General features: G+C 64.5%; 13 protein-coding genes and 1 riboswitch. Of the genes, 4 read left to right on the forward strand and 9 right to left on the reverse strand.

Features of this window, described 5'->3' with window-relative positions; translation table 11 throughout:
• The first annotated feature begins 403 nt into the window (after positions 1-403).
• Positions 404-6,412 (forward strand): apolipoprotein A-IV repeat region-like domain-containing protein, encoded by a 6,009-nt coding sequence (locus tag HV823_RS17600; RefSeq protein WP_176951050.1) that lies wholly within the window; start codon positions 404-406, stop codon positions 6,410-6,412.
• A gap of 674 nt (positions 6,413-7,086) precedes the next feature.
• Here the strand turns inward: HV823_RS17600 and HV823_RS17605 are convergent.
• The 4 genes from HV823_RS17605 to HV823_RS17620 all read right to left on the reverse strand — a co-directional run bounded on the left by HV823_RS17605 (position 7,087) and on the right by HV823_RS17620 (position 11,437).
• Positions 7,087-7,701, reverse strand: a complete 615-nt coding sequence (locus tag HV823_RS17605; RefSeq protein WP_176951051.1) for an ABC-type transport auxiliary lipoprotein family protein — start codon at positions 7,699-7,701, stop codon at positions 7,087-7,089.
• A gap of 271 nt (positions 7,702-7,972) precedes the next feature.
• Positions 7,973-9,343, reverse strand: coding sequence for an MlaD family protein (locus HV823_RS17610; RefSeq protein ID WP_176951052.1), 1,371 nt, complete (start codon positions 9,341-9,343; stop codon positions 7,973-7,975).
• Between the two features lie 130 nt (positions 9,344-9,473).
• Positions 9,474-10,283, reverse strand: a complete 810-nt coding sequence (locus HV823_RS17615) for an ABC transporter ATP-binding protein (protein WP_176951053.1) — start codon at positions 10,281-10,283, stop codon at positions 9,474-9,476.
• Positions 10,283-11,437, reverse strand: coding sequence for an ABC transporter permease (locus HV823_RS17620; protein WP_176951054.1), 1,155 nt, complete (start codon positions 11,435-11,437; stop codon positions 10,283-10,285). The genes HV823_RS17615 and HV823_RS17620 overlap by 1 nt, the downstream gene beginning before the upstream one ends.
• Before the next feature lie 147 nt (positions 11,438-11,584).
• Here HV823_RS17620 and dgcA point away from each other — a divergent pair, with 147 nt between their 5' ends.
• The gene (dgcA, locus tag HV823_RS17625) at positions 11,585-12,568 is read left to right on the forward strand and encodes an N-acetyl-D-Glu racemase DgcA (RefSeq protein ID WP_176951055.1); all 984 of its coding nucleotides are present in this window, start codon (positions 11,585-11,587) and stop codon (positions 12,566-12,568) included.
• Here the strand turns inward: dgcA and HV823_RS17630 are convergent.
• Positions 12,520-13,740, reverse strand: coding sequence for an MFS transporter (locus HV823_RS17630; protein WP_176951056.1), 1,221 nt, complete (start codon positions 13,738-13,740; stop codon positions 12,520-12,522). The genes dgcA and HV823_RS17630 overlap by 49 nt on opposite strands.
• 128 nt (positions 13,741-13,868) lie before the next feature.
• Positions 13,869-14,711, reverse strand: a complete 843-nt coding sequence (locus tag HV823_RS17635) for a UDP-2,3-diacylglucosamine diphosphatase (RefSeq protein ID WP_176951057.1) — start codon at positions 14,709-14,711, stop codon at positions 13,869-13,871.
• A gap of 274 nt (positions 14,712-14,985) precedes the next feature.
• On the opposite strand from HV823_RS17635, the gene HV823_RS17640 reads away from it, so the two are divergent.
• On the forward strand, positions 14,986-17,298 hold the full coding sequence (locus tag HV823_RS17640; RefSeq protein WP_176951184.1) for an NADP-dependent malic enzyme: 2,313 nt from the start codon (positions 14,986-14,988) through the stop codon (positions 17,296-17,298).
• 174 nt (positions 17,299-17,472) lie between these two features.
• Here the strand turns inward: HV823_RS17640 and HV823_RS17645 are convergent, their stop codons facing one another.
• The gene (locus HV823_RS17645; protein WP_176951058.1) at positions 17,473-19,029 is read right to left on the reverse strand and encodes a TerC family protein; all 1,557 of its coding nucleotides are present in this window, start codon (positions 19,027-19,029) and stop codon (positions 17,473-17,475) included.
• 359 nt (positions 19,030-19,388) lie between these two features.
• Positions 19,389-20,453: a phytanoyl-CoA dioxygenase family protein gene (locus HV823_RS17650; protein WP_176951059.1), complete on the reverse strand. Its 1,065-nt coding sequence runs from the start codon at positions 20,451-20,453 to the stop codon at positions 19,389-19,391.
• Between the two features lie 297 nt (positions 20,454-20,750).
• Between HV823_RS17650 and HV823_RS27235 the strand changes: the two genes are divergently transcribed.
• A complete protein-coding gene (locus tag HV823_RS27235; protein ID WP_176951060.1) occupies positions 20,751-21,854 on the forward strand; it encodes a DUF2865 domain-containing protein in 1,104 nt (367 codons plus the stop codon).
• Between the two features lie 115 nt (positions 21,855-21,969).
• Here the strand turns inward: HV823_RS27235 and bluB are convergent, their stop codons facing one another.
• Entirely contained in the window at positions 21,970-22,656 is a 687-nt protein-coding gene (bluB, locus tag HV823_RS17660; protein WP_176951061.1) for a 5,6-dimethylbenzimidazole synthase, read from the reverse strand.
• Between the two features lie 45 nt (positions 22,657-22,701).
• A riboswitch (cobalamin riboswitch) is annotated at positions 22,702-22,920 on the reverse strand.
• Positions 22,921-22,940: the final 20 nt, after the last annotated feature.

Below are 22,940 nucleotides of genomic sequence, written 5' to 3' on the forward strand. Positions count from 1 at the left end.
CGCGCGAAATTCGCCAACTATGGTTAACGGTTGCCGGAATGTGCGAATTTCGTGTCTTTCCGCTATGATACACCGGATTTTGCCATTAACTTTCTGTTAGGAACCATACCTGCCGTCATGCCCGTCAATTGTGCGAGACACGCTAATGTGTCACTACGATACGATTAGGACATGTTCATCCCAGATCGGGGGGCAGTCCTGGTGGATAAACGAATTCCAAAGGTAACAGCCTTAAGAATTTCGGGTTATCAGACGCGTTTAGAGTAGGAAGTGGCGGGCACGCCGCAGACGGCATGATGCCTCTGCATCTGGCACCCGCCGCGATCGGAAGGACGGTTCGGTCACCTGACTTGGCGGCAGGAGACCCATATCGCTTCCGTACAATGTAACGAGGCGTATTCGCATGGCGACGAAGAAAACAACAGAGTCGATCGACGACACCGCCTTCCAGGCCCTGGAAGAAGCGCTGAAAATCGACTTCGACGATCTCGCACCGGCGACACCAGAAAATCCGGCCCCCACGCCTCCCGCAAGTTCGGCATCGGCAAGTTCGACGAGAGACACGGCGGCTGCGAATAGCGCCGATGCCGCGCTCAAGCCGGCCATGCGTGCCAGCGCACAGACGGAGAAGGCCGAGAAGAAAGCCGCCTCGCCCGAACCCGCCCCCAAGAGCCCGGCCTTTACGCCGGCCAACGACGCCTCCCGCAAGTCCCCGGCCGCGATCTTGCGCACACTCGAAATGCGCTCCAGCCGTTCGGCGATCCGCATGGCGGCGCTGATCTCTGCCTTTTGGGTCATCGGCGGCCTCGGCATCGCCAACCTTCTCTATGCGCCGCAGATCTGGCAGATCCGCTCGGTCGCCGATCTGATCGCCCTGCCCGGCGCAATCGGCATGCTGGTCGCGATCATCATGCCGATCATGCTCTTCTTCGCCTTTGCGACGATGATCTCCCGTGCCCAGGAACTGCGCAACGCAGCCCGCTCGATGGCCGAGGTCGCCCTGCGCCTCTCCGAGCCGGAAACGGTCGCCGCCGAGCGCATCATGTCCGTCGGCCAGGCCGTCCGCCGCGAAGTCTCGGCCATGAACGAAGGCATCGAGCGGACCATCGCGCGCGCCACCGAACTCGAGACGCTCGTCCATTCCGAAGTCAATGCGCTGGAGCGCAGCTACGCCGACAACGAGATCCGCGTCCGCACGCTGGTGCAGGAACTCGGCACCGAGCGCGAGGCGATCGTCAATCACTCCGAACGCATCCGCACCACCATTTCGAGCGCCAACGAACAGCTTCGCCAGGACCTGGAATCGGCAAGCGAGAACATCGCCTCGCGCATCGCCACCTCGGGCGAGGCCTTCGCCGCGATGATCGATACCCGCTCCGCCATGCTGATGGAGAAGTCCGACGGCGCGACGCAGACGATCGGCGCCATGCTGGCCGCGCGCACCGACTCGCTGCTGTCGACGCTCAACTCTTCGGGCTTCGCGCTGGCAAACGAGTTCGACAATCGTCTGGAGAACCTCTCCTCAACCCTCGACAAGCAGGGGCAAGCGCTGCTCAAGCAGTTCGAGACCCGTGCAACATCGCTTGATGCGAACACCGAAAAGCTCAACGCCGCGCTCAATGAGCGCGCCCGCCAGCTCAACGAGACGTTGATCGCCCGCACCCGCGAGATCAACGAAAGCCTGACTGTCGGCCAGCACGCGATCACCAGCGGCCTCGACGACGTGATCCAGACGATGAACGCCACCCTCGACGAGAAGGGGGCGCAGTTCCGCCAGAACCTCAAGAGCGCCGCCGAAGACACCATCATGGATCTCGACCTTCGCTCCGGCTTCTTCGATGAGAAGCTGCAGGCGACGATCGGCCATGTCGCCGGTGCATTCGACCAGCGGCTGTCGGACTTCGCCGAAGCGTTCGACCAGCGCGCCGGCTCGCTCGACACCAAGCTCATGGAAAGCCTCGGCCGCCTGAACGAGACCATCAGCGGCGGCAACGAAGCAATTGAGGGTATCCTCAATTCGAGCATCGAACGTATCGGCACGACGCTCACCGACCAGTCCTTCGCCATCACCACCGCGCTCGGCACTGGGCAGGAGGTCTTCGAAAGCGCCGTCAAGGGCCATGCGGACCAGATCCGCGCGTCCGTCGACGGCGCCCAGGAGCAGATGCGCAGCGTCATGAAGGACGCCCAAAAGCGTCTTCAGGGCTCGCTGGTCGACGCCCACGAAAAGATGCAGTCCGCCCTGAGCGAGCGTACCGACGCCCTACTCGGCGGCCTTAGCCAGACCCAGGATCGCCTTGAAAGCGGCTTCGGCGCCCGCGCTGACCGTTTGGTCGAAACGATCGCCGCGAGCGAAGAACGCCTCACCGACGCGCTCGACGCCCGCACGTTTGGCTTCGTCGCCAGCGTCGACACCGCCCAGACCCGCATGGAAGAGGCACTGGCAGGCCGCGCCGACCGGCTGGTCGAAACGATCGCCGCCGGCGAGGAACGCCTCACCGACGCGCTCGACGCTCGCACGCTCGGCTTCGTCACCAGCGTCGACACCGCCCGGACCCGCATGGAAGAGGCACTGGCAGGTCGCGCCGACCGGCTGGTCGAAACGATCGCCGCCGGCGAGGAACGCCTCACCGACGCGCTCGACGCTCGCACGCTTGGCTTCGTCGTCAGCATCGACACCGCGCAGACGCGCATGGAAGAGGCACTGGCAGGCCGCGCCGACGAGATCACGTCGTCGGTCGCCGCAAGCCATAACCGTATCGACACCGCGCTTTCCGAGCGCACCGCTGCCTTGGCGGCGATGCTCGAGCAGTCCGGTGGCGCGCTGGAATCGACCGTGCGCAGCGCGGCCGATCGCGTCGAAAGCGCCGTGTCCGGCGCAGCCCGCCAGATCGCCGGCGCCGCCCAGGATATCGACGACGTCGTCAGCGTCCGCACGGCTGCGCTCGGCTCGCTGCTCGACAGCAGCACGCAGACCATGAAGGCTGCCATGACGGAGGCTGCCGACCGCGTCGAGGGCGTCCTCTCAGAGGGCACCCAGCAGATCGGCGGTGTCCTACACGGCCAGGTGGCCGAGTTTGCGGATGCGTTCTCCGGCCGCGCCGCCGAAATCGCCGGCACCCTTTCCGAGCGCGCCACCGAACTGGCCGGGTCGCTGGTCTCCACGCACGAGCAGATCCGCACCACGCTGGACGACCGCATCAACGCGATCAACGTTGCGATTGCCGACGGCAAGCAGCAGCTTTCGGATACCCTGAGCGACCAGGCGACCGCCATCGGCACCTCGATTGCCACGAGCGCCGGCATGCTTGAAATGTCGCTCGAGCAGCACGAGGAGAATTTCCGCAAGACGATCGACGAGAGCGCCGCCAGCCTCGAACGCCGAGTCCGTGATGGCGCAAGCGCCGTGGCCGATCGCCTCAGCGCCGCTTCCGAGGAAATCACCCAGGCTGCTGATAGCTTCGGCAACCGGATGGATGCGACGCTCAACAACGTCAACGTCCGCCTGGACAACACCGGCAGCCGTATCGAAGGCAATCTCGGCGCACTCGAAAGCCGTATCCAGAACAGCGTGGAACACGTTTCCGGCCTGGTCGACGCCGCCGGCAACCGTATCGCCGACACTCTCTCCGATCGCCTGAGCGATCTCGAGCGGGCTGCAAGCGATGCATCGGCGCAGATCGGCTCGTCCATCTCCGGCAGCATCAGCGAGCTGGAGCGGGCGTCGGCGGCTTCCGCCGATGCGATCAACCTTGCGATCTCGGGCAATCTCGACCAGATCGAGCGGGCGACCTCCACCTCCACCAGCACGATCGGCCGCGCGGTTTCCTCCGGCATCGGCGCTCTGGAAAACGCCAGCGACGCCGTCGCCCAGCGCATTTCGGCAACGCTGACCGGCCATGCTTCCGAGATCGACCGCGTGACCGAGGAAGCGACGAGCCGTATTTCCGGAACGCTGGACGAACGCACCGGCCGCATCGAGGAACGCCTGTCCACCATGGACAAAGCCCTGTCCATCGGCCTCGAAAACGTCAACCGCACGATCGACGGCAAGGCTGCCGGACTGGCGCAGACGCTGCGTCAGGCCGTCACGCAGGCAGCCCAGGAAATGGACACCGAGGCGGTCCGCTCCGCCCAGTCGCTCGCCAAGACCGGCGAGGAATTCGCAAGCCTCAGCAGTTCGCTGCGGGGTGCGGTCTCTCGCGCAGCCCAGGACATGGGCACGGAAGCGCAGCGTGCGGCCGAAACCATTTCCCGGGCCGGCGAGGAATTCGCCGAGAACCTGGCCGCCCGCAACGAGGCGTTCACCCGAAACGTCGAGGAGACGACGAGCGCTGCCGTCACCCGCTTTGCCGAAGTCGAGGGCCGCATCGAGGGGCACAGCCAGTCGATCCGCACCGGCCTCTCCGACATCGAGAAGGCGCTGGATACCCGCGGCAACTCGATCCGCTCGACGCTCGACGACCGCACCCGCGAGCTCAACTCGATGCTCGCGAGCCGTTCGGCCGAACTCGGCCGGCTGATCGACGAGCAGGCCAAGCCGATCATCGATCAGTATGCCGCCACCGGCCGCGAGGCCGCCGAGCGAATTTCTGCCGCGATGCAGGAGAACACCGACCGGCTGCGTTCGGAAAACTCCGCCCTTCTGCATGCGATCTCCGCCCGCACCAACGACACGCTCGAAGCGATCTCCGCCCGCACGCAGCAGGCGGCGAGCGCCCTGGGTGACGTCGAATCGAGCCTGCAAGGTAGTGTTCTCAGCCTGATCGACCGGCTTTCCGGCAGCAACGATGCAATCGCGAACCTCGTCAGCGAGGCGACGTCGACCCTCTCCAAGGTCGATCACCAGCTCACCGCCTCGAGCGAACGCTTCAGCGCCTCCGCCGACATGGTCTCGACGACCTCGCGCCTGCTGGAAGGCAAGATCGATCGCCTTTCGGACGTCGCCTCCGGTACGTTGTCACAGATCGGCGGCATCGTCGGACGCTTCGAGGACCACTCCAAGCTGCTGTCGCAGGCCTCCGACCTGCTGTCGGCCGCCCAGTCCAACCTCGTCAGCACGCTCGAGGAACGTCAGGACGCGCTCCGCAACCTGTCGGTCGGCCTGGTCCAGCGTTCCGAGGAAATCGAAAACACGATGCGTTCGCTGGAAGGCATGGTCGAGGGTGCCTTTACCCGCGCCGAAGAGCGTTCCGGACAGGTCGCAACAAATCTGCGCAGCGGCATTCAGGCGTCCTTCGCCGATGTCGGCCGCCTCCTGAGCGAGACGGAAGAACGCGCCCAGACCGCGTCGAACACGCTGCGCGACACCCTGTCGCGCGCCGGCGAGGATGCCGGAAAGGCTGTCGAGGAGGCGTTCGCCAACGCCGAGGAACGCAGCCGTTCCGTCGCCAACCGCCTGCGCGGCAGCGTCGGTGCGACGCTTTCCGACGTGGATCGCCTGGTCGCCGAGACGAGCCAGAAGTCCGACGAGACCACCAAGCAGATGGGCGAAACGCTTCGCCAAGCGGTGGAGGATGCGCTCGGCAAGTTCTCCGGCGCGACCGACGAGATTCGCCGCGCTGCGTCCGAGATCCGTCGCGAGCTCGACCAGACCCGCACCGAACTGAAGCGCGGCGCCTTCGACCTGCCGGAGGAGGCCAAGGAAAACGCAGCCAGCATGCGTCGGGCCGTATCCGAGCAGATCAAGGCCCTGCAGGACCTTTCCGACATCATCGGCAAGTCCTCGCACGGGCTCGAGATCTCCAGGCCGGCGCCACGTCCGACTGCGGCCCAGACGGTCGCCCAGGCGATCCAGCAGGTTTCCACCCCTGCGCCGCAGCCGCGTCAGGAAGAGTCTGCCCCGGCACTGCGCGGCACGCTCGGCATCGAACGCGCAGCATCCCCGACGATCCGTGAAGCGGCACCGGCAACGCCGGCCGCTGCCGAAGCCGCCCGTCCGGCAGCCGCTGGCGGTGGCTGGATGAGCGACCTCCTGCGCGGCGCCTCCCGCGAGGAGCAGCAGTTCGGCCAGCCGCAGCGGCAGGAGAACCAGCCGCAGCGCAGCGCCGACACCCGCAACCCGCATCACGTCGTCGAATCGCTGAACTCGCTGTCCGTCGACATCGCCCGCGCCATCGACCACGATGCCTCCGTCGACCTGTGGCGCCGCTACCAGCGCGGCGAGCGCGACGTCTTCACCCGTCGCCTCTACACGCTGAAGGGCCAGCAGACGTTCGACGAGATCAAGCGCAAGTACGAGCGCGAGCCGGAGTTCCGCACGGCCGTCGACCGCTACATCAGCGACTTCGAGAAACTTCTGGCAGACGTCGCCCGCAACGATCGCGACAAGGTTCTGACGCAGTCCTACCTGACGTCGGACACCGGCAAGGTCTACACCATGCTGGCGCATGCCGCCGGTCGCTTCAACTGAGACGTGACGCCGAACGATAACGGGGAAACGGCCGCGCGAGCGGCCGTTTCTGTTTTCTGAATGGCCTCACTGTTCGATCGCCGCCCGCTTCGCTCCGTAGCGATGCTTGCGCACCGCCTTGCAAGAGCGGCTCGTTCACCGAGGAAGGACATCGCAGGTTGCTCTACGTTCCTGTGCAATCGGACAACCCGGCGCCAGAATAGTCTGTGCCGGTACGGCTATCCGGCACGACTTCGCGTCGGTCTGCCGCAGGCATCGTTGCACCCGGCAGGAGTTGTAGCGCCCAAAGAGAAACGCCAGCGGCTGGCCCGCATGCCAGGCAGCCGGCCGCCTACATGTGGCAGGCCCCTCAAGATTCCCACATATCGTTCACAAGCGGTGATCCGAAATCATCGCCACCACACGCGGCGGCGCCGTTCCAGCGACAGGCTGAACCGGCTCGTTCGATCACCTCAATCCACGGCAAACTTCGCGGCCATTCGCGGTACGCTGCAGGAGCGTTTCGGATTGTCAGAACCGCTCTATGCCTACTTCCGGCAGAGATGGCTGCAGGCTTCGTAACACGAAGCGCGTTCTAAGGGGAAAAGGGTCTGAAGATTGGTGAGGAACGGAGGCTTGTCCATCCAGGCGCGCGCGGTTCCTGCTGGAACCCCGATACGTGCCTGGCCGGGCTGTCAGATCGCCTTCAGCGTCCAGCCGACGATGTCCGCTGTGGCCCTCGCGAAGGCAGCATCGAGGGCGGAGACAAAGGCGGGGCCGCCACTGCCGGAGACCGGCGCTGTGGCCCGGAACAGCTGCTGAGCCCGCACCGTGCCGTTCCGGTCGTTGACGATCTTGACGTATAGTTCGACGACGGCCGTCGCAGGCCCGTTCGTGCGCACCTCGAAGGCCCTGAGCGTGCTCACGACCTGATAGTCGATCGCCAGCCCCTCACCCGGCTTGCCGACGCCGCCGAGCGCACCGGAGGCCTCGAAGGCCTGGACGAGCTTGGACTGCACCAGCTTCGGCAGCGTATCGCTCCATTGCGCCTTGGCGAGATACTGGATCTCGGACGTCGTCGGTCGCACCACGACCTGGTCGCTTCCCAGTGCCTTCAGTGCCGTCGGCTCGGGAACCAGGATCTGCTTCCCGCGGACCGATCGCCCCTCGACGACGGGCACGGACGTCAGGCTGTAGGTGTCGTTGACGGGCTTGGTGCCGCAGGCGGGCAAGACCGATAGCGACAGGAACGCGAACGCGACCTTCGTCGTCCACCCGTATCCCCGTCTCGCCGTTTCAGAACTCGTCATGCTGTGCGAATCTCTCCGATATGCAATCTGTAGCAGCGGCGCAGCGGGCTGTCACCGCTGGCAGAAGGCACAAATGCTAGGAAAGCCAATCGCCTCACGCGCTGTGGAAATGTCGCCACAGTTGCCGGCGCGTGCGACGCGGTGGCACACGCTTCATTCGCCGCCCATGCCATGCAAATCGGCCATTCGGAATGGTTGCCGCGGACCTGCGGGAGAAGAGACGCCGGCTAATCGCGTTCGGCGTGATCCGGCAGCACCCCGGGAATGAATGTTACCGGCGGGTGCGGCCGTCGTACTGCTTCACCGTTTCGCCGCCGAAAAGCAGCCGGCTCGGGTTCTTGTCGAAGTCGGAGATGGTGTTCTGCAGGCTCTGAACCGTCTGACGGGTTTCGCCGACGAGCGCCTCGACATTGCGCAGGCCACCGCCCGAAAAGCGCTGCAGATTGTCGGCGATCGGTCCGATCCGTGCATTGAGCGTGTCAGCCGCCTGCTTGAAGGATTCCAGCGTTGCCTTTGCGTCCGCAAACAGCGACTGCGAATCGCCCTCACCGAGGAAACCGTCGAGCTTGGCCAGAACCCCGTCGACGCGGCTGGAAGCGGCATTCAGCTTGCCGGCCATCTGGCGAATGTCCGTGATCGTCTGGTCGATGTCGTCCTTGCGCGCACCGAGCTTGTCGGCCACCTGCCGGATGGAGGCGATCGCCTGGCGGGCGTCGGAGCTGGCGGCATTGATGTCGTTGATCGTCAGCTGGACCTTCTGGCTGTCCACGGCCGCGACGAGCTTGTCCACCTTGTCAAGCGTTGCTGTGGCGTTGCGTCCGACGACGTCAAAGGTATCCGCCGTGCGCTTGAAGCTTTCGATGGTGCCTTTTACCTCCCCCGACGCCGCGGCGAGGTCCGAGGTGACCTTGTCGACGTTGGAGACGACGCGGTCGATCTTCTGCGCATCCACGGCCTTGATCAGCGAATCGATCGCCGCCATCGTCGAATCGAGGCGACCCGAAACGCTGCTGAACGTATCGGACAGCCCGCCGACGCTCTGCAGGAACTTGTCGATATTGCCGGAGTTGCGCGTCAGTGCGTCGGAGAACTTCTCCGCATTGCGGATCGTCGTCGTCAGCGGTCCGCGCGCATCGGCCACGAAACCCTGCACGTCGGAAATGGCGTCGTCTGCACGCTTGAGAATCTTGTCGGCGGTCGCAAGCAGATTGGTGACGCTCGATTGCTCGGCGATTAGAACGGCCGTCCCATCCGACTCCAGAGCCATCTTGAGGATATTCTGGTCCTCCGGCCGCCCGCCGGAAAGCTCGACATAGGCCGCACCGGTCAGCCCCTGCACTTCGAGGACCGCGGAGGTGGACTGCTTGACGGGCGCCTCTGTGGAGACCTCCGTCAGCGCGATGGAATAGCGCGGATCGTCTGAATCAATGGCTAGGCTGCGCACCGAACCGACCGGAATACCGTTGAAGCGTACGGGCGAACCGACGCTGAGGCCGTTGGCCGACCCCGGGATACGGATCGCCAGCGGCGCCATCTCGCCGCTGCGTCCATATTGTGACATCCAGTAGACGAACCCGAAGGCGGCCGCGATCACCAGAAGCGTGAAGAACCCGACGATTGCGTAGTTTGCCTTGGTTTCCATAGATCTCTCAGTCCATCCGTATCCACCGCAACCGCCAAAGTGCGCAGTCGCAGAATACCCAAGCACCGGGAATCGGCGCTCGGACGCGGCAATTCAACCCCACCCTGCGGGCGGCGTCCAGTCGGTGGCGCTACGACCGCACGATCGTGCGGGCGCGCTTTCCCTTGAAATAGGCCTGCACCCAGGGATCATCGAACGCCAGCATGTCCTCGACCGTCCCTTCGACCAGCACCCGCTTCTTGCCGAGCACGGCGATGCGGTCGCAGACCGAAAACAGGCTGTCCAGATCGTGAGTCACCATATAGACGGTAAGTCCCAGGGTGTCTCGTAGCTTGGCGATCAATTCATCGAATTCGGCAGCCCCGATCGGATCGAGGCCGGACGTGGGCTCGTCCAGAAAGACGAGATCCGGGTCCAGCGCCAGCGCGCGCGCAAGAGCCGCGCGCTTGATCATGCCGCCCGAGAGCTCGGAGGGAAATTTCTCCGCCGCTTCCGGCGCCAGGCCCACCAGCTCGATCTTCAAGCGCGCCAGCTCGTCCATCATCGCCTGCGGCAGGTCAAGGTATTCCCGCATCGGCACCTGGATGTTTTCCAGAACCGTCAGCGAGGAAAACAGCGCCCCCTGCTGGAACAGCACGCCAAGCCGCATGTCGAGCGCAAGACGCTCCGCCTCGCTCGTCTTGTCGAAGTCGGCGCCGAGGATGCGGATCGTGCCGCCGCGGCGGGGCAAAAGCCTGAGAACGGTCCGCATCAGCACCGACTTGCCGGCTCCCGACGCGCCCACGAACCCCAGGATCTCGCCGCGATAGATATCGAGGTTCAGCTTGTCGAGAACAAGGTGGTCGCCAAAGCCGACGGTCAGGTCCTTGACCGAGAGCACGACCTCGCGATCCGTCTTTTCGCCCTGTGCCGTCTTGCGTTCCACGTGCGTCTCTTCCATCAGAAATCGATCGCCGCATAGAACATGGCGAAGAGGCCGTCCATGAGGATGACGACGAAGATGGATTTGACCACCGACGTCGTGACGTGCAGGCCGAGCGACTCGGCGCTGCCGCCCACCTTCAGCCCCTCGACCGAAGCGACGATGCCGATCACGAGCGCCATGAAGGGCGCCTTGATCATGCCGGAAACGATGGTGGAGATATCGATCGCCTCCCGCAGGCGCGAAAGAAAGGTGTCGTAGGTGATGCCGGAATAGGCGTTGGCGACGACGGCAGCGCCGGCCAGCGCCGCGAAGTTGGCGATGATCGTCAGAAGCGGCAGCGCCACAGTCAACGCCACCAGTCGCGGGAACACCAGCACGCCGACCGGCGACAGCCCCATCACCTTCAGCGCGTCGATTTCCTCGCGCATCTTCATCGAGCCGATTTCGGCGGTGATCGCGCTGCCGGAGCGGCCGGCAATCATGATCGCAGTCAGGAGCACACCAATCTCACGCAACTGCAGGATGCCGACGAGATCGACGACGAAAACCTCGGCGCCGAAATAGCGAAGCTGGAAAGCGCCCTGCTGGGCGATGATCGCCCCGATCAGGAACGACATCAGCATGATGATCGGCACGGCCTTGACGCCCATCTGGTCGATCTGGTTGACGATCGCCGCCGGCGACACGCCGCTGCGCCGGCCGAGCTTGAGCTGCGCCCCGCGAACGGCCGAGCCGAGGATGTACATCGCCGCGACCATGTCGTCCCAAACCTCCACCACATTTCGGCCGATGGGGGTGAAGAAGCGCACGAACAGGCTCGGCTTGCCGGCCTTCGGTCCCGCCGGCTCGCGCAGTTTGCCCGGCAGCGCCTTGATCAGGTCGGAAAAGCGTCCCTGCGGGTCGGTCAGCTTGACCTCTCCGCCCGCCTCCTCCCGCTCGCCGATCGCCTGCCGCAGCAGCCAGGCGCCGGCCGTATCCATCCGTTCGACCGCGCTGAGATCAATCTCAAGCGGCACGTTCGAATTGCCCTTCACGAGCGAATCGAGTTTGCGCTGGGCACCCACGGCCGTCTGCGCGCCCCATGCACCCGTCAACCGCCAGACCGACCCGCTGCCTTGCGGATTGTCTGCGACCTCAATTTCAGCGGCTGGAACGGCTGAAGATTTCAATGCTCTTGCTTCTTCCCGGACGACTCGACCGAATGGTGATATGGATCAGATGATCGCGATTCATATCGGCTCGACCATGATCTGTCACCGACAGAAGCCGCTGCAACGCCCTGAGGCAGTTAAAAAGTTCGGGAGGGAGCACGAGAGATGCGCAGATACCTGAGCTCGTCCGTCGAGCGCTTCCCGATCGCCGGCAGCTTCACCATATCCCGCGGCACGAAGACCGAAGCGGTCGTCATCGTCTGCCGAATCACCCAGGACGGGCGCACCGGCTGGGGCGAATGCGTTCCCTATGCCCGTTATGGCGAATCGATCGACAGCGTGCTGGCCGAAATCGAGACGGCAAAGAAAACCGTCGAGGCAGGCGCCTCCCGGGAGGAATTGCGAAGGGGCATGCGCGCCGGCGCTGCCCGCAACGCCATCGATTGCGCGCTTTGGGATCTGGAGGCGAAGCTGACCGATCTTCCTGTATGGAAGAGCATCAATGTCGGCGAACCGGGACCGCTCACAACCGCCTATACGATCTCGCTTGGCGAACCTGCCGAGATGGCCGCAAGAACGGCGGAGCATGCCGGGCGGACCCTGTTGAAGGTGAAGGTGGGCACGGGCGACGACGCCGAGCGCATCCGTGCCGTCCGCGCGGCAGCCCCGAATGCGCAGATCATCCTTGATGCCAACGAGGGCTGGAGCGAGGACACGCTGGAGCACCACATGGCGGTCTGCGCCGAGGCCAACATCGCCCTTGTCGAGCAGCCGCTGCCGGCGGGCAACGACGCTGCCCTTTGCCGTATCGAACGGCTGGTACCTGTCTGCGCCGACGAAAGCGTGCATCTTGCCGCCGATCTCGTGCATCTGCGGGACCGTTACGATGCCATCAACATCAAGCTCGACAAGGCCGGGGGCCTGACCGAGGCGCTTGGCCTGCGCACGGAAGCCTCCCATCTCGGCCTGAAGGTGATGATCGGCTGCATGGTCGGCTCGTCATTGGCGATGGCCCCGGCGGTGCTGCTGGCGCAGGGGGCCGATTTCGTGGACCTGGACGGCCCGCTGCTGTTGGCGCGCGACCGGGACCCGGGCCTGCGCTACGAGGGCTCGCTGGTCTTTCCGCCGAAAGCCAGCCTCTGGGGTTGAACGGCGCGCGCCGACAGCACCAGCGCGCAACCGAGTGCCGCCACCAGCGACATCGCATAGAAACCGGCGATGCCGTACCAGGCGTAGAGATATCCCGACAGGAATGTCGTCAGCGCCATCAGGATACCGTTGTAGAAGAAATAGAGGCCCTGCGTGGAGGCCTCCTTCTGTTCTGCGACCCGCTCGACGATCCGTCCCTGTACTCCGACGTGGATGCTCGCATAGGTGAGTGCGTGCAGACATTGCAGGACCATGTATCCGGAAAAGCCCAGATCGTGCGGAAAGATGATCCAGCGCAGGATGGCAAAGAAACAGCCGGTTATGATCATCGCCCACAGGCTGAAATGCCGTCTCATGCGAGCGGCAAAGATGAAGAAGACGATTTCGGCTGCCACGCCGACGCTGAAGAGCAATCCGATCGTGGTACCCGAAAAGCCTTCCGCCCCCCACAGGATCGCCGAGAAGGCATAGAACATGCCGTGGCTGGCGTTGACCAGTGCCGCACCGATCAGCATCAGCTGGACGTCGAGTTGTCGCGTCGGCGCGGCAGGCGCCACGGCCAGCGCGGATATCGGCGACGGCCGGCGCGGCTTGCCGATCCTCGGCGCGACGAACGCGGCGATGACGGTAGAGACGAACCCGACCGTCATCGCCGGCAGCACCATCGCGCCGCCGAAGATGCCCGAGAGCCAACCGCCTGCCATGGTCGCGACGATGAAGGCGACGGAACCCCAGAATCGCATCGAACTGTAGTCGAAGTTCCAGCGCCGCACGCCGCTGAGCGCGATCGCATCGGTGATCGGCAGGTAGGGAGCGTAGACGATGCCCTGCAGCGTGTAGAGCAGCAGCACCGGCCAGAAGTTTTCAGCAAACAGCAGCGCCACCGCCGTGGCAAGCGACATGGCACCTGACCAGACGAGCACGCTGGCGCGATCCCCGATCCGGTCCGCGATCGCGCCCGCAATCGGAGCGGAGATGACGCGCACCACGAGCGGCACGGCCAATACCATGCCGATTTCCCAATCCGTCATAGCGAGGGAACTGAGCCAGACCGGAAAGAACGGCAGAGCTATGCCGTTGACGAGCATCGGGGCGCAGAAAACGATCGCAGTTCGCAGGACGAAATAGCGCGGCGGAGCACCGATCGCGACCATGCCGTGAGGCGCGTTCATGATGGGAAACCTGTAAAGAGAAACGGTGCACGATTATCACGCGGACGGGCGTCCGCCAATGTGCGATTTTTCACCGTCCCGGCGGCGGGCGAACGCGCTCTGCCGAACCGCCACGCGCGTCAAGAAAATCAGGCTGCTTCCTGCGCCTTGTCGCTCAAGGCCGCCTTTTCGGCCTGCCGCGGAAGCGCCGCCACCGCCGCCGTTCGGGCAGCCGGCATCTGCCAGGTGATCAGCTCCATCGTGCCGTCCCAATGCTCGACGACGGCCGTGCAGCTCTCGACCCAGTCGCCGGTATTGATGTAGCGGATCCCGTCGATGTCCTCAATCACGGCATGGTGGATGTGGCCGCAAATCACGCCGTCTGCGCCATGCCTGCGGGCTTCCTCGGCCACCACTTTCTGGAAGGCGCCGATGAAGTTCACCGCATGCTTCACCTGCAGCTTCGCCCAGGCCGAGAAGGACCAGTAGGGCAATCCAAGCCGCCGGCGGATCGCCGCAAGCGCGATGTTGACGACGATGGCTGCGTCATAGGCCCAGTCGCCAAGATAGGCGAGCAGGCGGGCATTGCGCACGACGACATCGAACTCGTCGCCGTGCAGCACCAGGTATCGCTTGCCGTCGGCTGCCTCGTGAACGATCTGCCTGGCGACCTCGATGCCGCCGAAATGGACACCCGGAAAATCGCGCAGGAATTCGTCGTGATTGCCGGGAATGTAGACGATGCGGGCTCCCTTGCGCGCCTTGCGCAACAGCTTCTGCACCACGTCGTTGCAGTTTTGCGGCCAGTACCAGCTCCGCTTCAGCCGCCAGCCATCGACGATATCGCCGACCAGAACGATGGTCGCCGCCTCGTGGCAGCGCAGGAAATCGAGCAGGAAGTCGGTCTTTGCCGCCTTCGAACCGAGATGAACGTCCGACAGGAACAGGGTTCTCACGCGGCGGACGTTCGATGCTGCGTTGTGGACGGTCATGGTCTGCACTCCGGCAATCGGGCTCGGGCTGGCGTAAGCCGCATGCACGCTCAAAACCAGACTCGTGTTGCAGCAGCATGACAGCGCGCAGCCACCCGGCGGCTATCCGCCGCATTTGCAGGACTGGCAGCGCCTATCCGCCGATTGAGCCCCATGCGGCGGTATTGACGGTTGCAAGGAACGGCAATTGGGGCTTTATGGCATGGGCGCGCTTCGCTCAGCTCACCAGGGGCAGCAGAAGAGACGCGGCAGGATTGGACTTGGCAGGATGACGATGACGACTGGCGACAAATCGAAGACGAAACCCACTCCGGCAAGCGGAGACATCGACCAGCAGGCCCTCTTCTTCCACCGCCATCCCCGCCCCGGCAAGCTTGAAATCCAGCCGACCAAGCCGCTCGGCAACCAGCGCGACCTCGCGCTCGCCTATTCGCCGGGCGTCGCAGCACCCTGTCTCGCGATCCGCGACAATCCGGAAATGGCGGCCGAGTACACGGCGCGTTCCAACCTCGTCGCGGTGATTTCGAACGGCACCGCCGTCCTCGGCCTCGGTAATATCGGCCCGCTCGCCTCCAAGCCCGTCATGGAAGGCAAGGCGGTCCTGTTCAAGAAATTCGCCGGCGTCGACGTCTTCGACATCGAGATCGATGCGGCGACGGTTGACGAGATGGTGAACGTTGTCTCCGCGCTGGAACCGACGTTCGGCGGCATCAACCTGGAGGACATCAAGGCGCCCGAATGCTTCGAGGTCGAGCGCCGGCTGCGCGAGAAGATGGACATTCCCGTCTTCCACGACGACCAGCACGGCACCGCCATCATCGTCGCCGCCGCAATCCTCAACGGCCTCGAGCTGGCCGGCAAGGACATTTCCAAGGCGAAGATCGTCGCCTCCGGCGCCGGCGCTGCAGCTCTCGCCTGCCTCAACCTGCTCGTCATCCTCGGTGCGAAGATCGAGAACATCTGGGTCCACGATATCGAGGGCGTCGTCTACAAGGGCCGCGAGGTCCTGATGGACCAGTGGAAGTCCGTCTATGCGCAGGAAACCGACAAGCGCAGCCTTTCGGAGACGATCGACGACGCCGACGTCTTCCTCGGCCTGTCCGCCGCCGGGGTACTGAAGCCGGAGCTTCTGGCCCGCATGGCGGAAAAGCCGCTGATCATGGCGCTGGCCAATCCCAACCCGGAGATCATGCCGGAAGAGGCGCGCGCCGCCCGCCCCGACGCGATGATCTGCACCGGTCGCTCCGATTTCCCCAACCAGGTGAACAACGTCCTCTGCTTCCCCTACATCTTCCGCGGCGCGCTGGATTGCGGCGCACGCACGATCAACGAGGAGATGAAGATGGCGGCGGTCCGCGCGATCGCAGCCCTTGCCCGCGAGGAAGTCTCCGACGTCGCCGCCCGCGCCTATTCGGGCGAGACGCCGGTCTTCGGGCCGAACTACCTGATCCCCTCGCCCTTCGACCAGCGGCTGATCCTGCGGATCGCGCCCGCCGTCGCCCGGGCCGCTGCCGAGAGCGGCGTCGCCACCCGGCCGATCGCCGATTTCGACGCCTATCTCGACCAGTTGAACCGCTTTGTCTGGCGCTCCGGCTTCATCATGAAGCCGATCTTCGTCGCAGCGAAGAACGCCGACAAGAAGCGGGTGATCTTCGCCGAAGGCGAGGACGAACGCGTGCTGCGCGCCGCCCAGGTCCTACTCGAGGAAGGCACAGCAAACCCGATCCTGATCGGCCGTCCGCAGATCATCGAGACGCGCCTGAAGCGCTACGGCCTGCGCATCCGCCCAGGCGCCGATTTCGAGGTGATCAACCCCGAGGACGATCCGCGTTACCGTGAATATGTCGACGACTACTTCAAGCTCGTCGGCCGCCAGGGCGTGATCCCGGAAGCGGCGCGCACGATCGTGCGCACCAACCAGACGGTCATCGGCGCGCTCGCCGTGCGCCGCGGCGAGGCCGATGCGCTGATTTGCGGCGTCGAGGGACGCTACGCCAAGCACCTGCGCGACGTCCGCCAGATCATCGGCATGCGTGAGGGCGTGACCGATTTCTCCGCGCTCAGCCTGCTGATCTCCCAGCGCGGCGCCACCTTCTTCACCGATACCTATGTCACCTTCGACCCGACCGCGGAGGAAGTGGCGCAGATGACGGTCATGGCCGCCAAGGAAATCCGCCGTTTCGGCATCACCCCGCGTGCGGCGCTGGTGTCGCATTCCAATTTCGGTTCGCGCGATTCCGCCAGCGCCTTCAAGATGCGCAAGGCGATGGCGTTGGTGCGCGAAATGGCGCCGGAACTGGAGGCGGACGGCGAGATGCACGGCGATTCGGCGATCTCCGAGGCCCTGCGCCAGCGCGTCATGCCGGGCAGCACGTTGACCGGCGAGGCCAATCTGCTCGTCTTCCCGAACCTCGACGCCGCCAACATCACGCTCGGTGTGCTGAAGACGATGACCGATGGCCTGCATGTCGGCCCGATCCTGCTGGGTGCGGCCATGCCCGCGCACATCCTCTCACCGTCCGTGACCTCCCGCGGCGTGGTCAACATGGCCGCACTGGCTGTGGTGGAGGCATCCCACCCGGTCTGAGCCGGGTGGCGCAAACCTTGCCAGGAGAAATGGCTTCGGACGTTGCGCACCGCGCATCGTCCGGATTCGCCGCTCAAGCCGGCGTCGCAGCTTCGAAGCCGACCCGGCCTGCGACGCGCCGGCTCATTTTGAGCGATCATGGAATCCGGCCGCCATCGATATGGCGGCGAGGCGTCAGGCGACAGCCTGTTCCGCGGCTCGCACCCGGATCTTTCCGATGCTGCGCTTGTCGAGCGAGAGAATTTCGAACTCAAGCCCATCGACCATGAGCCTCTCGCCGGCAACAGGCAGGTGGCCGAGTTGCGTCATGATAAAGCCGCCAAGCGTGGAATAACGATCGGCATCGTCCACCAGATCGTGGCCGATGGCGCTGCTGAACTGGCGGATGTCGATGAAGCCGTCGGTCAGCACGCTGCCGTCCTCCTGCTGCTCGAAGGTCGCAGCCTCTTCGCCGAAATCGGGAAATTCGCCTGCGATCGCCTCCAGCACGTCGGTCGGTGTGGCAATGCCCTCGAGCGAGCCGTGCTCGTCGACGATCATCGCCATCTGCACCGGCGAACGGCGGAGCTGTTCCATCACCTTCAGCACGTCGGTGGTCTCGTGGACGATCACCGGCTGGCGCGCGACGCGCGCCCAGTCGATCGGCTTGCCTTCGATCAGCGCATTGAGCAGTTCCTTGGTGATCGCCACGCCGACGAACTCGTCCACCGTGTCGCGCGCCAGGATGACGCGGCTATGCGTCAGCTGGCGGATCGCGGCATTCAGATCCTCCGGATTGTCGTTCAGGTCGAGCCATTCCACCTCGTTGCGCGGAGACATGATCGAGCTGACCGGACGGTCGCTAAGATCGAGCACGCCGCGGATCATCTCCTTCTCTTCCGGCTTGAAGAGGGCGCCCTGCGCCGACTGCTCGGCCATGACGTCGGCGGCCTCGCCAAGGGTCTCCTCCCCGACGCGTCCGCCGAGAAGCCGCAGCACCGCCTCGGACGTGCGTTCACGCAGGTCGCCCGTCGTGATGCGCTTCTCGCGGTTGTGGCGGCCGACCTGGTTTGCGGCCTCGATGAGCACCGAGAAGCCGATCGCCGCATAGAGATAGCCCTTGGGGATATGGAAACCGAAGCCCTCTACGACGAGGCTGAAGCCGATCATCAGCAGGAAGCCCAGGCACAGGATGACGACCGTCGGATGCTTGGACACGAACGCCATCAGCGGCTTGGAGGCAAGCATCATCACGGCCATGGCCACGCAGACGGCGGTGACCATCACCCAGAGGTTGTTGACCATGCCGACCGCGGTGATGACGCTGTCCAGCGAGAACACCGCGTCCAGCACGATGATCTGGATGATGACCTGCCAGAAGACGGCATGCACGACCTTGCCGTCCTTGGGCTTGTGCGCGCCCTCCAGCCGTTCGTGCAGTTCCATCGTGCCCTTGGCCAACAGGAAGACGCCGCCGAGAATCAGGATGATGTCGCGCCCCGAGAACGGGAGGCCGCCAACGGTGAAGAGCGGCTGCGTCAGTGTCACGATCCAAGAGATCGAAAACAGCAGCGCGATGCGCATGGCCAGCGCCAGCGAGAGACCCAGCATCCTCGCCTTGTTGCGCTGGTGCGGCGGCAGCTTGTCGGCAAGGATCGCGATGAAGACGAGATTATCGATGCCAAGCACGACTTCAAGGACGATGAGGGTAACGAGGCCGATCCAGATGTTTGGATCTGCAAGGATTTCCATGGTGAGACCTGTCAGAGGATATCGGGAAAACACCGAAAGCCCCGGACGGATGATCCAGGGCCTATAGCGCGCTTAGGGAAATGAATTGAACTGTAGTTCCGCTGGCATCGCAGAAACGATGCCAGCCCGGATCGGGATCGACTTTCGCTGGTACTGTCGCCTTCGTCAGGCATGGCTGTCTTTGCTTCCGTTCCGGCCAAACAATTCGGTCAGGCGCGCTGATAGCACGGCAGCGGAGAACGGAAAAGCGCAGGCCCCGTCTTTTTGACACGCTGCCAGATGAACAAAACTTGATGAACCCGTCCTGCGGGCCGCCTGGCTGCGGGAACGCAGACGGCGCCGGCGACCCGGAACCGGCCTTACGTCCCCGGCTGTTTCAGGCGCTTCGACCATTCCCCGGCCTTGCCAAGGCCCGCAGGGACCCACGGCGAGCCCTTCAGGCCGAGCTTGCCGCGCAGGCCCATGGCGCCGATGATCAGGCGGTTCATCTGCGACTTGATGAAGGGCAGCGATGCGACGTGCAGGCCGGTGAAGGGCAGGAACGGATTGCGCCGCAGCGAACCGTAGATCTCGATGCGGGTCGTCTGCCTGTAGCTCGGGCAACGGGCGTGGAAGCCGTGCGTATCGGCGACAATGAGCGTGTTGGCCTTCACCACCATCTTCACCGGCTGGCCGTAGCCGAGCGCCGCAAGTTCGTGCGGCATGATGCGCAGCGAGCCGCGGGCGGAATACTTGTTCTCGATCGTATCGGCGCTCTCGCTGATGCGCTGCTCCCAGGCAAGCCGCTGCGGCGTGACCTTGTGCGAGCCCGGAACATAGGAAAATGGCCCATCCTCCTCTCCGACATCCTTCAGGAACAGCCAGGCCTTGGCGGTCGGCTGGAAGGTGTCGCTGTGGAGTGCTGTCTGCGGATCGGCGGAACTTTCCTTCGACGGGGTCGAGGCAAGCGCCATCACCACCTGCACGACGAGAAGCGGCTGGCCGTCGCTCGAGGAAACGTAGCGCAGGAGGTTGCTCATGCGCGGATCGTTGCGGGCGGCCTTGAAGCCCGGCAGGCGTTCCAGGTCGCTGTCGTCGATCAGCGCCCGGCGCGTGACCGTGGTTCCCTGCAGCATGTCGTAGCGATCGAAATCGCCGTTCTCCAGCTCGGAGGTGACCTTCGAAAACACCTCCGGCGGCAGGAAATTCTCGATCTTGACGAAGCCGTTTTCCTCATATTCCCGGCGCTGCTCCGGCGTGACCAGCCTGGCCAGAGACTTGCGCCGCCAGTCGGCCATGTCCATGGCCAGCGACACGCGCTTTGCGTGCAGCCCCATACGGTTCAGCGTCTTGCTGCCGATGATCGGGTTGTCCGCGAAGGACTTGGCGCCCGAGGCAAGCTGGAGGGCATAGAACGGGCTTAGCAGAACGGAAGAAAGGCGCATGCAAAACCTGCTTTTGCTGATGATCTGAAGAAACCGGCGAAATCGGCTGCGCAGATGCAGACACCACACGCAGGATCGGCCGGTCCGGCTGCATTTTGCTACACCAAGGACAGGGCGATAGCAATTCGGACGCCAGAAACATGAGTACCGAATTCATCTATTTTTGACATTCGTCAGGCGGGTTAATCACATTTCCAGGAGCGCGTTGCGCAAACAGGACAGCCACCTATGATCGACGGCAGGGCTCGTGCCCCAGCCTCGCCACAAGGCCCCAGACTCGCCAAAGGAACCGTTCAAGTGCCTGCTCGCCTCCGCCGATCGAAGATCCTGGCAGTCGCCATCGTGCTGTCATGCGTTTCGCTGCCGGCTGCGGCGTCGGAGATTTGCGCCGAATTGCAAACCCGCCTGGCGAGCGTGCCCGTGACTGCGGACGTTCAGGACCGGACGCAGGTCTATTCCAGCGCGATCAGCCGCCAGAACCTCGAACTGCGCAAGGCGCGCTCGGACCTGCGCCAGCTCGGCTGCAGTGGCGGCAGCATCACGGTCTATGGCTCGTCCGGAGGCGGCGAATGCGCCGCGATCGCCGCATCCGTCAGCGAGATGGAGCGCAACCTGCAAATCCTCGAGAAAAAGCGAAGCGAAGCATCGTTTGTCGCCGGCGATCGGGCCGTCCGCACGCGCATCCTGTCAGAGATGTCCTTGAACGGCTGCGACACGACGGCATCGATCGAGGGTGCTGCCACGGACGACCGGGATGCCCGGTCACCGGGTGCAGATGGATGGGACGGCGAGCGTCGGCGCAACACGCCCACCACTTTCAGCAATGCCGCCGGCGCCGTCATGCCGGGTGCCGCACCGTCGGGCGGGGCGCTGAGAACTGTCTGCGTGCGGACCTGCGACGGCGGCTTCTTCCCCGTATCGTCCGCTGCCTCGCCGATCGACTTCCGCCGCGACCAGCGCGCCTGCGCGGCAATGTGCCCGCAGACGGAGACGGAACTCTTCTACCAGCCGCTCGAATCGCCCGACAGCCGCGATATGGTGTCCACCGTCACGGGCCAGCCCTATTCCGCCCTGCCCAATGCCTTCGCCTATCAAAGCCGCGACCTTTCGATGGATAGCAGCTGCGGCTGCGACCTCGGCGCCTACCATCGCAAGATGAGCGTGACGGATCCGTCCTCCCCGAACGGTTCCGGCGGACGCGCGTCCGGCACGACGCGGCAGGATGTCGGTTCGGTCACCACGATCCGCATCCATCCCGTCGCCAAGGCTCCCGAGCAGGCAAAGGCCGTCGAGGAGCGTCCCTACGATCCGGAGCAGAGGAAGGTTCGCATCGTTGGCCCGATCTTCCTGCCGAACGACCAGCCGGCGCTCGATCTTCACAATCCCGCCGGTTCCGACTAAAGCATGTCGCGCGAATGTGCGGTGGTTTTGCGATGCCGACATGGGTACAGGCCAATATTGAAGCGTGCCCATGCATCCTTTCTGGCGCGACAAGCTTTAAGCGCTTCGAACGCGCCTAGCCCGGCTGCCCCCAGCGGTCCGCATGAACGAGTTCCTCCAGCGGCAGCCGCTGCCGCCAGCCTTTCACGGCCAGTTCCGGCTCCTGGTAGAGCGCATCGACGTAGCCGAGGCAGAGCCAGGCCACGATCTCGATCCGATCGGGAATGCCGAGCAGCGTGCGGATGTCGTCTTCGTGGAAGATGCTGACCCAGCCGACGCCGACCCCTTCGGCGCGCGCGGCAAGCCACAGGTTCTGCACGGCGCACACCGTCGAATAGACGTCCATGCGCGGATTATGCGTGCGTCCCAGCACGACGCTCCCGGCCCGGTCCGGATCGCAGGTAACACAGAGACTGACGGGCGCCTTGAGGATGCCCTCCAGCTTGAGCGAGCGGTAAAGGTCCTGCCGCTCGCCCTCAAAGAGGTCGGCAGCCTCGGCATTGGCCCGCTGGAACGCCTGGTGCGCGCCCGCCTTGACCGCGGCATCGCGGATGACGACGAAGCTCCATGGCTGCATAAAGCCGACCGAAGGCGCGTTGTGGGCGGCCTGCAACAGCCGGCGCAGCACCGGGTCGGGAATGGGGTCAGGCAGAAACTGGTCACGGACGTCGCGGCGCGTTTCGATGGCGCGATAGACGGCATCCCTCTCGGCAGGCGAAAACGGGTATGCGGGGGCCTGTTCGCCCCGGCTGGAAGGTCGCATCGTCATCTCCCCAACAATGCCTTCGACCGTCCGCCGTCCGCGCGGGCAGGCCCATCTCGCCAGGCCGGTCTTCTGACTCCGGTTCCTCCGGCAAAGCCAGCCTTCCCGACCCGAAAGCCAGTGGCATGAAACGGAAGAATACCCTTCCTGGCCTTGCCGTCCCCGTCACAGCGTTGGGCACGTTCCGGCTTCGGGCGCGCGGCCCTACCGGATTCCCGATTCTCCCCACGCATGGCGTGAGGCACCTGGCGGCGCCATTTGCCCACAGCCGGGCGCGCCGCGCA

Origin of the sequence: Mycoplana rhizolycopersici (assembly GCF_013378445.1) — a bacterium.
GTDB lineage: Bacteria > Pseudomonadota > Alphaproteobacteria > Rhizobiales > Rhizobiaceae > Mycoplana > Mycoplana rhizolycopersici.